This is a genomic window from Streptomyces pyxinae (assembly GCF_024756275.1).
Lineage (GTDB): Bacteria > Actinomycetota > Actinomycetes > Streptomycetales > Streptomycetaceae > Streptomyces > Streptomyces pyxinae.
Map to the genome: position 1 here is coordinate 407,109 of NZ_JANUGQ010000002.1, position 14,348 is coordinate 421,456.

A 14,348-nucleotide genomic window follows, 5' to 3' on the forward strand; every position below is an offset into this window, starting at 1 on the left:
GACGCCGTGCCGGCCCTGGCGCCGGCGTGGAATCGCCGGCCGTCACCGGCTCCGGCACTCGGGCCGCCTCGTGGAGGCGGGCGTACGGCACAGGGGAGGAACGGCATGGAGACACGCGGCATCACGGTCGGGGTGGACGGCTCGCCGGAGAGCCTGCGGGCGGTGGACTGGGCGGCCGCCGAGGCCGAGCGACGGAAGGTGCCGCTCAGAGCGCTGCACGCCTGGCTGTGGCAGCCTCTCGATGTGGCGCCCGTGGTGGTGGAGGAGACCCGCGAACGGGTGTCGGCGGCCATCCTGCGCCAGGTGGAGACCAGGCTGGCCGCCCGCCGGCCGCAGGTGTCGTTGCGTACGGAAGCGGTCGCCGAGCCACCCGTCCCCGCCCTGCTCAAGGCCGCCCAGGAGTCCGGCCTGCTCGTCCTGGGCAGTCGCGGCCACGGCGCCGTTCTCGGTTTTCTCCTCGGCTCCTACGGCCTGCAGGTCATCGCCTCGGCCACCTGCCCGGTGGTCGCCGTACGGGAGGCCGGCCCGGACCGGGGAGAAGCGGCCACCGGCGAGGTGGTGGTGGGCCAGCAGGCCGGTGACGCCGACGACGCCGACAATGAGGTCCTCGCCTTCGCCTTCGGGTACGCGGCGCTGCACGGGGCGCGGGTGCGGGCGGTCCGCGCCTGGAACCTGCCGGTCCCCGACGCCTTCCGTCCCGCGGCGATGGAGCGGGCCGTCGAGGCCGCCGCCCTCGAACCGATGGAGCGGGCACGCCTCGCCGCCGCTGTGGCGCCCTGGCGGGAGCGCTACCCCGGCGTCCCGGTGGTCGAGCACGTCGAGCTCGGAAACGCCGGGCAGGTCCTGCTGTCGGCGGCCGCCGGCGCCCGGCTGCTCGTCGTCGGACGGCGTGCCCGGCCGTACGCGCTGGGGGCGCGCATCGGCTCCACCGCGTACGCCGCCCTCCACCACGCCGGCTGCCCGGTCGCCGTCGTCCCGCACGACTGAACACGACACGGACGGCCGGTGGCTGCCGCCATGGCACCCCGGGTCATCCCTCCCCGGTGGCGTGGGCCCGTGCCCTGACCCGTGCCGGGTACCACTTGGTGAACTTGATCGCCAGGACCAGCAGGATGACGGGGACGACCCAGTTGAGCCAGTCGTCCCCGCCCGTGGTGTGCAGGGCGATCAGTCCGAGGACGGCGGTGACCAGGAAGACCGCCGCCCATACGGCGGTGATCACCCGGTTGGTGCGATGGAAGCCGGGGCTGTCCCACAGTTCCCGGGGCACCGACTCCCGCGCGTACTGCTCGGTGAAGGGGACGGTGGCCAGCGAGGCGAGGGCGACCACCGCGAGGACACCGTTGGACAGCACCTGGGCATAGGTCTCCAGCCAGACGAGGTCCTGGCGGTCGAGGGCGAACCCGAGCAACCAGACCACGCCGAAGAAGAGGATGCCGGCCACGTTGAGGACCTTGGCCGTGCCGTGCCGGAAGTCGGGCAGGCTGAGCACCACCGAGGCGACGAACGCGGTGAAGGCGGCGAGCTTCCAGGTGCTGGGGCCGGCGATCACATCGAAGATGATCCAGGGCGCGAAGCTGATGAGGATGCCGCCGTGCGGGCCCGGTGGACGGGTGGAGTGCGCGCTGCGGGTCCGTTCGTGGGTGTGGGCCATGAGTGCCTCCGACGCGGGCCGGGAAACGGAGCTGCCCTTTCATGCTGCGAGCCCGACCCCCCTCCCCGCATCCCAGCCCGTGGATCATCCCGCACCACCGCGCCCGCGACCTGCCCGCCGGCCGCCGAGTGCCGCCTGCCCGCCGGCCGGCCGAACGCGGCCTTCAGGACCGGACGGCGGCGCGTGAGCGCCTGTCTCGTCAACATGACGAGAACGGCCCGGTCCACCGGGCCGGACGCCGAGCCGGTATCCCGCCGTCGCCAGGCGTTCGCGGACCTCGTCAGCGCCACCCGGCAGGACCGGCCCTGGGGCCGCTCTCCTCCCCGAAAGCGAGACAACACCACGTTGTCCGGTCCGACCTCGGCCGCTGCCGCCCGGGCGTCGGGCGCCGGGCGTGCGCGCCGGGCATCACCGCCCGGGAAGCCGACCGCGCCGAGTTCGGGGGAGAACGCCTGGCGGCGGCCTGTCGCCGCCTCCTCGAAGTCCCGGCGCGACGGTTCCGGTTCGTTCGAGGACGACTGGGGCGGTGGCGGCGGAGCTCGGTGGCACCGCCGGTTCTGTCAGTCGTCACCTGCGCGGTGCGTTCGGCATCACCGAGCGGACCGGCATGCGCCACCTCGGCGCGGCCCACCCGGAACACACCGCCAAGCTGCGCCGGCGGCCCGCCTGTTTCAGCTCTGAATCGTGGCGAGCCAGTCGGTCAGCAGGCTGTTGACCTCGTCTGGGCGTTCCTGCTGGATCCAGTGGCCGCAACCTTCCAGGAGGTGGGAGGCCGACAGGCGGGGGAGGGTGGTGGGGTGGGCGTCGATGGCGTCGGCCATCCAGGTGGTGGAGGCGTCCAGTGCGCCGCCGATGAACAGGGACGGCTGCTTGATCGGGGCGCCGTGGTGGGGGGCGAGGTCTTCCCAGTCGCGGTCCAGGTTGCGGTAGCGGTTGAGTGCGCCGGTCAGGCCGGTGCGCTCGAACTCCCCGGCGTAGACGTCGAGATCCTCCTCGCTCAGCCACGCCGGGAGCGGGCCGGCGGGGAAACGGTCGCGCAGCTGACAGCCCGGGGCGACGAAGTGCGGGTCGGGTTCGCCGTCGGCCGGCATGGTGCCGGCGGACAGGGCCGCGTAGAAGCCGGCGAGCCAGCCCCGGACGTCGGGCTCGATCTCCGCCTCGGCGCGGCCGGGCTCCTGGAAGTAGGAGACGTAGAACTCCTGCTCGGGGCCGCCGATCCGGTCGAAGATGTCGGTGGGGCGGGGACCGCCGGGCGGTGCGTAGGGGACGCTCAGCAGGCCGACGGCGTGGAAGACTCCGGGGTGGAGCAGGGCGGAGGCGGCGGCGATGTTGGAGCCCCAGTCGTGGCCGACGATCACCGCGCTCTCCTCGCCGAGGGCGCGCACGACGGCGACGTTGTCCTCCACCAGGTCGGGCATTCGGTAGGCGTCGGTCGCGGCGGGCTTGGAGGAGCGGCCGTAGCCCCGCACGTCGATCGCCACTGCCCGGTACCCGGCCGCGGCGAGGGCCGGGAGCTGACGGCGCCAGGAGTACCAGGACTCGGGGAAGCCGTGCACGAGCAGGACCAACGGGCCGGTGCCCTGCTCTACCAGGTGCAGCCGCCCGGCCGGGGCCTCGACGGTGCGGTGGCGGGGTGCGGCGGTCGGCTCGGATCGCATGGGGGACTTCTCCTCGGTTCGCGGGCGGCCGGTACCCATTGATCATGCGGCGCGGCGGCCACTCGGCGCGATCGGCGTTGCCATTCCGGCAAAGTCGCGGGGACAGGGCGGTGTTGCCGCCGCCCCGGCACGTCGGTGGCCCGCACCCCCACAAGGACGTCCTGCCTGCCGTCGCGGAGCCGGCCGGCGCCGACCCCGCCCCCCCCGGGTGTCGCCGCCGCACCCCCGGCCCCCGCGGAGGGACGCTCCGGCTCCTGCTGAGGGACGGACGGTCCGGCCGGGTACCGGGTCCCGGCCGGCGGAGGATGTCGGGTCAGGGGCGGCCGGCGACGTACCAGCGGGCGGGGAGTTGTACCGGGGAGCCATCGGGGCGGGTCTCGCTCATGGCGAGGGCGGTCGTGCCTTCGGCGAGGACGGTGAGGCCGCCCGCGCGCAGCAGGGCGGCGACTTCACCCTCGGCGACTTCGCCGGGGCGCAGGTCGTGTTCCTTGACACGGCGCAGTTTGGGGGAGGGGCCGCCGGGCTGCGCCGCGAGGGCGGAAATGACCTCCTTGGCCTCGCCGGTCGGTTCCAGGACCAGGGCGCGGCCGTGTGTGCCGGTCAGCCGGGCGACTGCGGCGGCCACCGCGGGTCGGTCCTCGGGGTCGCTCTGGTGCAGGACGGCCCGCATGTAGACGTTGGCGTCACCGAGGCGTTCGTGCAGGTCGCCGGCCTGGGCCGGGTCGGCGAGGTTGAGCTGTTCGTACGCGGCGGCGCCGTCCGGATCGGCGCGGCGGGCGTGGGCGACGGCGGCGGCGGAGAGGTCGACGCCGACGGCCCGGGCGAAGCGGGTGGCGAGGAAGCGGGTCTGGGTGCCGTTGCCGCACCCGAGGTCGGCGATCGGGAGGGAGGGGTCGGCGTACGGGGCGAGGTGATCGAGGTCGCGCCGCGCTGTCAGGGCCGGGTCCGCGTCCCAGAAGGGTTCGCCCTGTTCGCCGGAGCTCTGCTCCCAGAAACCGTCCCAGCTGGTGCGGTAGCGGTCGGACACGGTCATCAGGGCTCCTCGCGGTGTGCGGTGCGCGGTGTGCGGTGTGCGGTGGGTCGGGGTTTGCCGTGCCTGGTGAGTACCCGGTGGGCGGCCGGGCTAGCCTCCGGGGAGGGGTGAGGGAAGTGGTGTCACACAGCGGGGTATGACTTCGTCGCCGGGCCACCGCGCCGGGAGGGCCGCAGGGGCGTGGGGCTGCGGCGCAGGGGCCGGAGGACGCACGCGGCCGGGGCGCCGTGCGATCTCCACGGGGCGGGCGGGGCGCACGCCGGCGCGGACGGCGCCCGGGGCAGGCACCGGGCCCGGTCCGGGCCGGACAGGGCCGGACAGGGCTTCTGACGACCCCGCTCGCCTCGTCCCGCCCGCGAGAGAACCCATGAACCTGCGGGCCGCCAACGGCGGTGGGTGGTGAAGCGCCGGCTGGAGCTCTCCCCGGCCCGTGTCCGTGAGAGGGTCGCCGGCCGTCGGCGGCCCACCAGGGCTCCATAGCCCGCTGCCCCGGCGGAGCCGGTGGCCGCCTACCGGGGGGAGTGGCTCCGGGATGTCCGGTGGTCGCCGCCTCGAGTCCGTCTCCGGTCGATTGCCGGGTGCCGGAGCACACCACGGTCGGGTCGGACGCGCGGGCCCGCCGGCTGCCGGCCGAGAGTGCGCTGGAGGAGTGTCCGTGGTGTCGGCCCGTCGTGCGCTCGGGGACCCGGTCCGGGGGCGGCCGCGTACCGTGGGTGCGCCGGCCGGCGCTCGGGCCCGTGTTTTCGCTCGTCGTGGCCGGGTCCGTCGTTCCGCGGGACGACGGGGTCTCGGTGACGAGCACTCAGCGCAGTTGCTCGGCCAGCCCGACGATGATGCCCTCCGGGCCGCGGAGGTAGCAGAGCAGATAGCTGTCCTCGAACCGGGCGATCTCGCCCACGAGTTCGGCACCGTGGGGGCGCAGGCGGTCAACGGTGTCCTCGATGTCGTCGACGGAGAACATGACGCGGTGCGTGCCCAGAACATTGTGCGGACGGTTGCGCGGTCCGGCGCTGATCACCGCCGGGTGGTGGTACTTCGCCAGCTCGAGCCGGCTGTGACCGTCCGGGGTGCGGAGCATCGCGATATCACAGCGGACGCCGTCGAGTCCGGTGCACTGGTCGGCGAAGAGGCCCCCGACCTCCGCTCTGCCTTCCAGCTCCATGCCGAGTTCCACGAAGAACGCGATGGCGGCGTCCATGTCCTCGACGACGATGCCGACATTGTCCATCCGCTGGATCGCCATACCGGTTCGTCCTTCTTCCTCGTGCGGCCGGTGGTGGCCGCTGATGTTCCCGGGAGGGAGCCGGCGGTACGTTCCCGGCGTCCGCGGGCCGCCGGCCTCCGGAAGTACTTCCGTCGCCGTGACACTCTCTCGGAACGGTGACTCCCGTCCCACGTCACGCTCCCTCCCCGACCTGCCCTCGCGAGGTACTCACACACTCACTCGGCTGGTTGTTCAACCGGTTCGCCGTGGTTGGGTGCCGGCCTTGTGGCGGGCCGGTCGCCGGTGTGCCCGGCTGCTGGCGAGAGCCGGCCCCACGGCCGTGGCGGAATGGGACCAGCGGTTCTTCGGACCCGGCGGGCGCCCGGGCCGGGTCGTGCGGGTTTCGGCGCACAGGGGTGAACCGGTCGCCGACCGGCCGGGGAACCGGTCGCCGTGCGAAGGTTCCCGGACTCGCGCCGGGCCCGGGCCGGGTGTGCGCGCGGGCCCCGCCTGCCCCTCCCGCTCCGCGGCCTCCGGGTGACCGGGGCAGGCGGTGGAGACGGCCACCGCACCGTACCCGACGGGATCCTGTCCCGGATCCGCACCGGTGCCCCGTGGCCCGGCCCGCCGGGACTGCCGCGGCTGCCGGGAAACCGTCTGCGGGCGGCACCGGCGCCGGCCGGCGGAGCAGACCCGGGCCGGCCCCCACGGGCGGCCCGGACCGGCGCCGGCCGTGGGGACCGGTCGACTGGTCGATGATCGGCACCGACCCGGCGCCCTGTCGGGCCCGCCGGCCCGCGGCCGGCGCCCGCAGGCCCCGGCCGCAGGGCCCCGGAGAAAGGGACGGCACCCCGGTGCCACCGCTGCCCCGGCGCCGTCACCGCGGCAGCGGTGCGCTGATGGCTCCGCCCGTGACCTGCCGGGACAGTGCCTAGCAGGCGCGTCCGGTCACGACGCCGGTGGGCTGTGTGACGTTGACGAACTCGGTCGAGTAGTTGCCCCAGATGTCGGACGTGGTGATCGCGTAGACATTGGTCTGGTACTCGACGTACACGGCCCAGGACTCACCCGGCTTGAGAGTGAGCTCGGTGTTGTAGGTCTCGGTGACGGTGGTGTTGAGCTGCGTGCCTATCTGGGCGGTGAGCAGCTGGAGCGCCGTCGCCGAGATATTGGTGCTGGTCTGGGAGGAGACCGTGTAGGTCAGCCCCCGGCTGTACTTGGCCTCGACGGAGGTGGACTGGTTGCGGTAGCACTTCCCGCGCTCCTCCCACACCCTGCCCCGGCTGTGCACGGTGACCAGGGGGCCGGACCCGCTGAGACCGCCCCCATGGGTCGTCGGGATGCCGGGAGTGGCCGGGGCGGACGGGCGGGTGGCGTGTCCGGTGACCACGACCTCGGGCAGGGTCGCGTCGATGGGCTGGCCGATCGGCCCGTCCACGATCTCCACCCCCGGGCCTCCGGGATCGGACGGGACGTTCCCGGGGTCGCCCGGCTCTCCGGGGTCGCCCGGGTCGCCCGGATCGTCACTCCAGTCGCCGCTGCCGTCTCCGCCGTCTCCGCTGCCGCCTTCGCCGCCCCAGTCGCCACCGCCCCAGTCACCGCCGCCCCAGTCGCTGCCGCCGCCGCCCTCGTCGCCCGTGTCCTCGTCCGAGCACAGGGTGGAGCCGCCGCAGGCGTAGGCGGTGAAGGGGACGGCCGCGGCCGGAACGGCGGTGAAGACGACGGCGCCGAGTACGGCCGTCGCCGTCATGGATCTCAACTTCACGGGTTCTCCCGGGTCGGGGTGATGAGCTGACGGCTCAGCAGTCTTCCCGGTGGCCCGGCCCCGCACAGCCGTAGAACTACGCAACCGGCTACGCAGCGCGGAGTGCCGGCGGGACCGTCGGCATGCTCGGCGGTCCGGGTCCGTGCGGGCGCGCGATCTGTCCCGGAGCGAACCGTCGGCGGCGCCGAGTCGCTGTCAGTGCGGCGCGCTACTTTGGATCCGAAGTGAGGAGCGGGGGAGAGGTTTCCGAGACTGGCGTGCGGCCTCGCCGTGGCATTGCCCGGGGCGAGCAGCGGCCGCAGGGGGGAGGGGGTGGTGTTCGTTGTGCCGTCACCGATGGCGGACGGTCCACCGGTGGGACGTGAGGCGGAGAGCGCCCGGCTCGCCCAGGTTCTGGACGGGCTGGAGCGCGGCCGGGGGGCCGTGGTCGAGATAACCGGTGAACCGGGCGCGGGCAAGACGCAATTGGCCTGCGGGCTGGCCGAGCAGGCCGCGCGGCGCGGGCTTCCGGTGATCTGGGCCCGCGCGCCCCGTTCGGGCGAGGGCCCCTTCCGGGTCTTCCGCGACACCGCGGGGCCGGCCGGGGCCGCCGAGGCGTCCGACCCGGCCGCCTGGTGCGAGCTGATCCGGCGGCGGGCCGCCGGTGGCGTGCTGTTGGTCGACGAGCTGCACCGGGCCGATCCGTCCTCGTTGGAGCTGGCGCTCCGGCTGATCCGCTCCTTTTCCTCCTCCGCTCCCTTCTCCGCTCCTTCTTCCTCGTCCTCGCCCCCGCCCTCCTCCCCGCCCTCGTCCCGCTCTGCCTTCGTACTGGTTCTGGCGCACCGGCCCCGGCAGAGTCCGCCGGCCCTGCTGGAGGCGCTCGATCTCGGTGTGCGGACGGACCGGATCGTCCGGGTGGAGGCCGGCCCGCTGGACGTGGCGGCGGTGGCGGCCCTGCTCGACCGCTGGCGCCGGCCGGCCGGAGCGGTGGTGTACGGGGCCGGGGCGCCGGACGCGGACATGGCGCCCGCGCATGCGCTCCCGGGCGGGACGGGGGCCTCCGCGGCGGCCCTTCACACCGCGTCGAAGGGACTTCCGGGCTACCTGCGGCTGCTGGTCGCGGCCGGCTTCGATGCCGGGCTGTGGCCGGACCTGGCCGGCGGGGACGAGGATCGTCTGCTGCGTGAGGCGGCGCCGCTGCTCGCCGAGCTCGGCGAGCTGAGCGGACCGGCCCGGGCCGCCGCGCGGGCGGCGGCCGTGCTGGGCGGGATGTTCCGGCCGGCGGACGCCGCCCGGATCGCCGGGCTCGGCGCGCGGGAGGGCCTGGAAGCGTGCGCGGAGCTGGTCCGCGCGGACCTGGTGCGTCCGGCGGACCACGGCCAGCGGCTGGCGTTCCGCCACCCGGTCGTCGGACAGGTCGCTCACGCCGAGTGCGAGCTGCCCTTCCTGCTGGACGCCCATCGGCGGGCCCTGCGGATCGCCGCCGAGCGGGGTGCCCCGGCCCTGGAGCGGGCCCGGCACGCCGAGCACCTGGTGCACACCGACGGGGCCGCCGCGGCTCGCGTGCTCGCCGAAGGAGCCGCGCAGACGGTCACCCGGGCGCCCGCGCTCGCGGCCCGCTGGCTGCGGCTCGCCCTGGACGCGCTGCCCGCCCGGGGCCGGGGGACCGGGGAGCGGGCCGCCTGGGAGCTCGCGCACTGCCGGGCGCTGATCGCCTCCGGACGTGTCCGGGAGGCCCGCGCCCGCGCCCATGACCTGCTGGCCGGGGGCGGCCCCTCTCTCACCGGGCGGGCCGGCGACGGAGGCGCGCGGCCGGCCCCCGGGCTGCTGCTGCGGGCGTACGCGGTGTGCGCCGACGCGGAGCGGCTGCTGTGCCGCTACGAGGAGGCGGAGGCCATCGCCCGCGCCGGGATGGCGCTGCTGCCCCGGCCGCTGCCCGCCGTGCTGTCCGCCGAGGCCACCGAGCTGATCTACGAGTACGGGCTGGTGCACGTCCTGAGCGGCACCCACGACCGGATCCGGCCGCTGCTGCGGGAGGCCGCCCGGGCGCGGACCGAGGCCGGACCCTCCGCCTCGGTGGCCCTGGGCGTCCTCATCGCCTTCTGCGACGTCTTCTCCGGCGACATCGCGCGGGGAGCACCCGACGTGGCCCACTGCGCCGCGCTGGTGGACGCGTTGCCGGACGGTGTGGCCGGCCACACCCCGGACGTCCTCGCCCTGCTCGGCTGCGCGGAGCTGTACCTGGAGCGGTTCACGGACGCTCGCCGCCACCTCCAACGGGGTCTGGACGCCGCGACCGGCGGGGCGCACAAGCACATCCGCGCCCACCAGCTGCTGGGCCTGACCATGATCGACCAGTGGGCCGGCCGGCTCGACGAGGCGGAGCGCCGGGCCGCCGAGGCGGAGGAGCTGGCCCGCGCGGTCGGCGCGCCCGACGTGGTGACGCTGGCGACGGCGATGCGCGCCATGACGCTGGTCTGGGCCCGGGGGCGGCGGTACGCCGGCGAGGCGGTCGCGCTCGCGGCACGGGCGGTGGACACCACCGCCCTCGGCCGGGGCTGGTGGGCCACCTCCGCGATCAGCCTGCTGGCCCACGCGCAGCTGCTCACCGGGGACGCCACCGGCTGCCTGCGGACGCTGCTGGACGGCGGGGGCGGTGAGGGCCTGCCGCAGGTGCAGCCCACCTTCCGTCCCTCGCTCCTCGCCCTGATGGCGACCGCCGCGCTGGCCGGCGGGGACGCCGAGGGTGCCGGGCGGTTGCTCGCCGACGCGGAGGCGGACGCCGGCCGGCTCGGCCTGCCGCTGCAGTGGGCGTGCGTCCACCGGGCCGGCGCCCAGCTGCGGTCGACACGCGGGGAGCACGCCGGGGCGCTGGAGCTGTTCGAGCGGGCCGCGGCGGGCTTCCGTGGCGGAGGGCTGCCCGTGCAGCACGCGTGGACGCTCATCGCCGCGGCCCCGGTGACCGCGGCGGTACGCGGTCCGGCCGCCGCGCTGGACGTCCTGGGGCGGGCCGGGGCCCTGGCCCGGCTCCACGGGGCGACCCTGGCCGTGGAGGAAGCCGAACGTGTTCGCGGCCGGCTCTGCGCGGACAGCCGCCCGGGCCGGGGCGCCAGTCCGACAGCGGGCCCCCGGACCGCGGATGCCCCCGCCACCGATCCCTCGGCCGTGGATCTCCGGTCCGCGTTGAGCGAGCGCGAGCGGGAGGTCGCCGATCTGGCCGCCACGGGACTGCGCTCCCGGCAGATCGCCGAACGCCTCTTCCTCAGCCACCGCACCGTCGACTCCCATCTGGGCAGCGCCTACCGCAAGTTGGGCGTCTCCTCCCGCACCGCCCTGGCCCGGGCACTCGGCCCGGCCGTCCCCGGCCAAGCACTGCCCGGCGGCTCATGGGCGGAGCCGTAGCGGACTGCTGCCGCGGTGGCGGTGCCGTGGCCGACGCGGGCCCGCTTGTCCCAGTCGTAGCGGGTTGCGACCGCCGGAAGTTCCTGAGCCGGCCGATCGTCCATTCGACTCCCGTCGCGTGCGCCGGTGGCGGTCGCGGCCGACCCCGGAGGGCCGGCCGCCCGCACCGCCTCTGCGCCGGCGGGTGCCCGCCGGCCCCTCCGGCTCCGGGTCCCGTGCACCGGATCCGGTGTCGTCTCAGCCGGCGGCGGTCGCGGCGGGAACCATGTGCCGTATCGCCGCTGACATGGCTGGGCCGGGCCGGGCCCGGAGCCGTCCCCCGTCGGCCGGGCACCTGACCCCGGTCATCTGGCGCCGCCGGGCCGGCTGCCTCTTCTCCGACGAGCCCGACGGCTGGTTCGCGTACGCGAAGAAACCGTTCCGCCGAAGGCCGTGGGGCGGGGAACAGCGCAGCAGCAGAGACGGGTGGCCATGCCTGCTGGTCTTCGTCGGCGGGTAGCCCCGGGGCCGGTGTCCTGGCTGTGGGAGCGGCTGTCCGGGTGGCAGCAGGACCAGGTGGAGGCGGCCGCGAAGGCGGCGCCGGCGGGCCCGGGCGCGGCGCCGGAGGGTGCGCCGCCGCTGCTGGCCGACGACCGGGGCGGATGTCCGGGCCACGCACGTCCGGACGCCCGTCGTCCGCATCGGCACCACGGCGACGGTCGACGGCCCGGACCCGCGCCCGGTCGTTCCAGCCGGGCGGGGTGAAGACGAGGGAGAGCACGTCGGCCGACTACCACCGCGCCCCCGCCCCGCCCCATCAGGGACCCGGCCCTGGCCGCTGCCGTCGAACGGCAGGAACAGGTCCGCCCGCGAGCACGCCGAGCAGACTTCCCCGGTGTCGGCCGGGACCAGGAGGACGAGGCGCCGGCGACGTTCGGCGGCGCCCGCGCCCAGCAGCGGCAGGCCGCCGAAGCCGTGCGGACCGCCGCGATCCAGCCGACCCGCGCCGAACGCACCGGACGGCCGTCGGAGAACGTGGCTTCGTTGATCGCCAGGAACAGCGTTTCTCGAGGGGTTCCGGAGTCAGTTGGTGATCACCGGGTCCACGAGTGCTGGCCAGAATCGACGGCGTTGCCTGGTCGCGGCGCGAAAACGGGAGGCGGGCGCCAACGGGCCGTTGGCAGGATGTCCACGCTCAAGACTCCATGGGAAAGGACCCGACGACCGTGGCTCGTGCCATCACTCTGATCCGCTCCGCCTCCCTGTCCGACGTCGCCGAGTACGCCTACGCGGCCACGGCTCCCGCCGACTCCCGTCTGATCTTCCTCGCCGGGGCGTGTCCCCTGAATGACGACGGCTCGACGGCAGCGGTCGGGGACTACGCGGGCCAGGCGCTGAAAGCCGTCGAGAACATGCGGGCTGCTCTCGCTTCCTCGGGCGCGTCACTCCAGGACGTCATCAGTACAAGGGTTCTCGTCGCATCGGCCCGGCGGGAGGACCTGGTGTCTGCCTGGGAGGTAGTCCGTGACTCGTTCGCTGACCACGATGTCCCCAGTACCTTGATGGGGGTCACCGTCCTCGGCTATCAGGACCAGCTCGTCGAGATCGAGGCCGTCGCCGCGGTGCTCGACTCTTGAGGTCCATTCACACAACGCGGCGGCCGAGCGTGCCCCGGACCGGAAGTGCCTGGCGGTAGCGGCGCGAATGCGGGATCGCCGGCCGCCTGCGAAGGCGGCCGGCAATCGAGGCAGACAGCTCCGCGGGTCAGCCGGCCCTGACCGGTTCCTCGACTCGGGCTCGTGCGGAGGCGAGCCGGCAGGAGTCGGTGCCGGTTCCGATGATGGTGCCGTCGAAGGCGAGCCGGTCGACGACGCCCGCGCAGAGGCGGGGGTCGGTGAAGGTCTTGGTCCAGCCGTCGAACGACTCGTTGGAGGCGATCGCCAAGCGACTTCACTACTGCTCGGCAGAGCCATCGCGGAGTATCGGCACCAGGCGCTGGCGATGCTGGGACGCAGCGAGGAGGCAGAGGCCGGGGCCCGGCAGGCGTACGCCACCGGGCGCGGCAAGCCGTGGCACCGGTCTCGGCCCGAGGGCGACGATGCCCTGGGTGCCGCGACCGAGGCCACCGGGCAGGCCCAGGCCCGCACCGCCGAACACCTCCTGGCCGTGCCGCTGGAGCAGCTGCGTACCGATACCCGTTTCGAGCCGGTCCGGCCCGCGCCGGGTCGTGGCGCCTGTCCGAACCCGCTGCCTGCCCGCTGGACGGCGAAACCCCGGGGACGATCGCGTGAGCTCCGTCCCGGAGACGTCCGGCGTCGACCTCGCCCCCAGGCCCTCCTCGCCGCCCGCGAGAGGGCGAAGGCGAGGAAGGCCGAGGTCCGGCAGAAGCCGGAGCGGGGGACCGCCACCGTGGTGTGCGACGGCCGCTCGCCGCTCGCGTTCGGTACGGCGATCAGTGTGCCGATGACCGAGCGTGGCCTGGCCGCCCCGGCCGCCGGCGGCAACGTCCTGGCCCAGTGGCAGACCATCCTCACCACGGCCGCGTCCGAGTGGGCGGCGAGGAGCCGGATGATGGCCGGGCGGCGCCGGAACACAGCGGGTTATGCCTTCGCTTTGGAGGTTGTCGTGGTGCCAGAAGGAGGAGCGCGGGTGGACGGGTGTCGGACCGGTCGTCACGGGCCCCGGCGCGGGCCGTGGTCGGCGGACCGGATGAGGCGGGTGTGTTCGCCCACGAGAGGTGACCAGGGCCGGGGTGTCGGAGATGGTGTCGTGGAACGCGCCGGAGCCGAAGTCGGGCCGGTCGCCTCGATGGTGAGGCCGAACACTGCGATGAGAGCGTCGAACCAGGCGGCTCGCTCGGGGTGTTGGTAGGCTCTGAGCTGAGTCTGAGAGACGCTGCAGCGGGCCGAGCCCGCCACGCTCGGGCTTTCGTTTACTCAAAGGGCGTCTATACCCGGAGAGAGACGTCCATTGTATCCAGACACGAGTGAGTTGATCACCTACGCCTCCCCCGAGGCGGGCCGGAGCGAGGCGCTGAGGGCGATGGCGCGGTCGTCATTCTCAGCGGCGTTCGGGCACTTGTACGATGCCGACGCATTCGCCGTCTTCCTCGACCGCGTCTACGGTCCTGAGGGCAGCATGGAGCATGATCTCAGAGATCCGACGGTCCGCTGGCTCGTAGGTTCCCATCTGTCTGCCCCGGTCGGCTATGCCAAGCTCACGCCGCTTCGTGCCCCAGCTCCGGCGCCAATGCCCGGTGCTCTCGAACTGCAACAGATCTATGTCCTCGGCGAATGGCACGGCCGCGGGGTCGCCGCCCATCTCATGGAGTGGGCGTTGGCCACCGCCGTCGCAGACCAGGCCCCGGAAATCTACCTCACCGTCTTTGATCACAACGAGCGCGCGAAGCGCTTCTACCGCCGGTACGGGTTCGCAGAGGTCGGACACTGTACCTTCACCCTCGGCGATCGCGTCGACGACGACCGCATATGGCGTCGCGGCCTGTGAAGCACCGCGACAACCACCTCACCGAGCGCAGGGGCCGCCTCAGCAGTCGGTAACCGGGCATCAGGTACCGACCTCTACCGTCCTCTGCCGCGAGGCTCGACTTCAGACGGCTCCAGCCGATCATCAGCTACTTCGCGTCCGGCTGTGGCGACCGGAGAACTGGTGCC

The 14,348-nt window shown here is 74.4% G+C and carries 9 protein-coding genes and 1 pseudogene; 4 read left to right on the forward strand and 6 right to left on the reverse strand.

All coding sequences use genetic code 11. From position 1 onward, the window contains the following. Window positions 1-105: 105 nt before the first annotated feature. Window positions 106-987, forward strand: a complete 882-nt coding sequence (locus NX801_RS04680; protein WP_258785616.1) for a universal stress protein — start codon at window positions 106-108, stop codon at window positions 985-987. Window positions 988-1,030: 43 nt separating this feature from the next. Here NX801_RS04680 and NX801_RS04685 read toward each other — a convergent pair whose 3' ends face one another. The 5 genes from NX801_RS04685 to NX801_RS04705 form a co-directional block, all read right to left on the reverse strand. Continuing rightward, window positions 1,031-1,654, reverse strand: coding sequence for a DUF3159 domain-containing protein (locus NX801_RS04685; protein WP_258785617.1), 624 nt, complete (start codon window positions 1,652-1,654; stop codon window positions 1,031-1,033). 671 nt (window positions 1,655-2,325) lie between these two features. Next, window positions 2,326-3,312 carry an alpha/beta fold hydrolase gene (locus NX801_RS04690; RefSeq protein WP_258785618.1) on the reverse strand — a complete coding sequence of 329 codons (987 nt, stop codon included), beginning with the start codon at window positions 3,310-3,312 and terminating at the stop codon, window positions 2,326-2,328. A gap of 313 nt (window positions 3,313-3,625) precedes the next feature. After that, a complete protein-coding gene (locus NX801_RS04695) occupies window positions 3,626-4,345 on the reverse strand; it encodes a methyltransferase domain-containing protein (RefSeq protein ID WP_258785619.1) in 720 nt (239 codons plus the stop codon). 802 nt (window positions 4,346-5,147) lie between these two features. Further along, window positions 5,148-5,588, reverse strand: coding sequence for a VOC family protein (locus tag NX801_RS04700; RefSeq protein WP_258785620.1), 441 nt, complete (start codon window positions 5,586-5,588; stop codon window positions 5,148-5,150). A gap of 892 nt (window positions 5,589-6,480) precedes the next feature. Then, a complete protein-coding gene (locus tag NX801_RS04705; RefSeq protein ID WP_258785621.1) occupies window positions 6,481-7,299 on the reverse strand; it encodes a DUF6426 family protein in 819 nt (272 codons plus the stop codon). A 369-nt stretch (window positions 7,300-7,668) separates the two neighbouring features. Here NX801_RS04705 and NX801_RS04710 point away from each other — a divergent pair, with 369 nt between their 5' ends. After that, entirely contained in the window at window positions 7,669-10,695 is a 3,027-nt protein-coding gene (locus NX801_RS04710; protein ID WP_258785622.1) for a helix-turn-helix transcriptional regulator, read from the forward strand. A gap of 1,205 nt (window positions 10,696-11,900) precedes the next feature. Continuing rightward, a complete protein-coding gene (locus NX801_RS04720; RefSeq protein WP_258785623.1) occupies window positions 11,901-12,311 on the forward strand; it encodes a RidA family protein in 411 nt (136 codons plus the stop codon). A gap of 127 nt (window positions 12,312-12,438) precedes the next feature. Here NX801_RS04720 and NX801_RS04725 read toward each other — a convergent pair. Further along, window positions 12,439-12,618 (reverse strand): annotated as a pseudogene (locus NX801_RS04725) (ATP-binding protein); the annotation flags it as partial. A gap of 1,047 nt (window positions 12,619-13,665) precedes the next feature. On the opposite strand from NX801_RS04725, the gene NX801_RS04735 reads away from it, so the two are divergent. Then, window positions 13,666-14,181: a GNAT family N-acetyltransferase gene (locus tag NX801_RS04735; RefSeq protein WP_258785624.1), complete on the forward strand. Its 516-nt coding sequence runs from the start codon at window positions 13,666-13,668 to the stop codon at window positions 14,179-14,181. The last annotated feature ends 167 nt before the right edge of the window (window positions 14,182-14,348 follow it).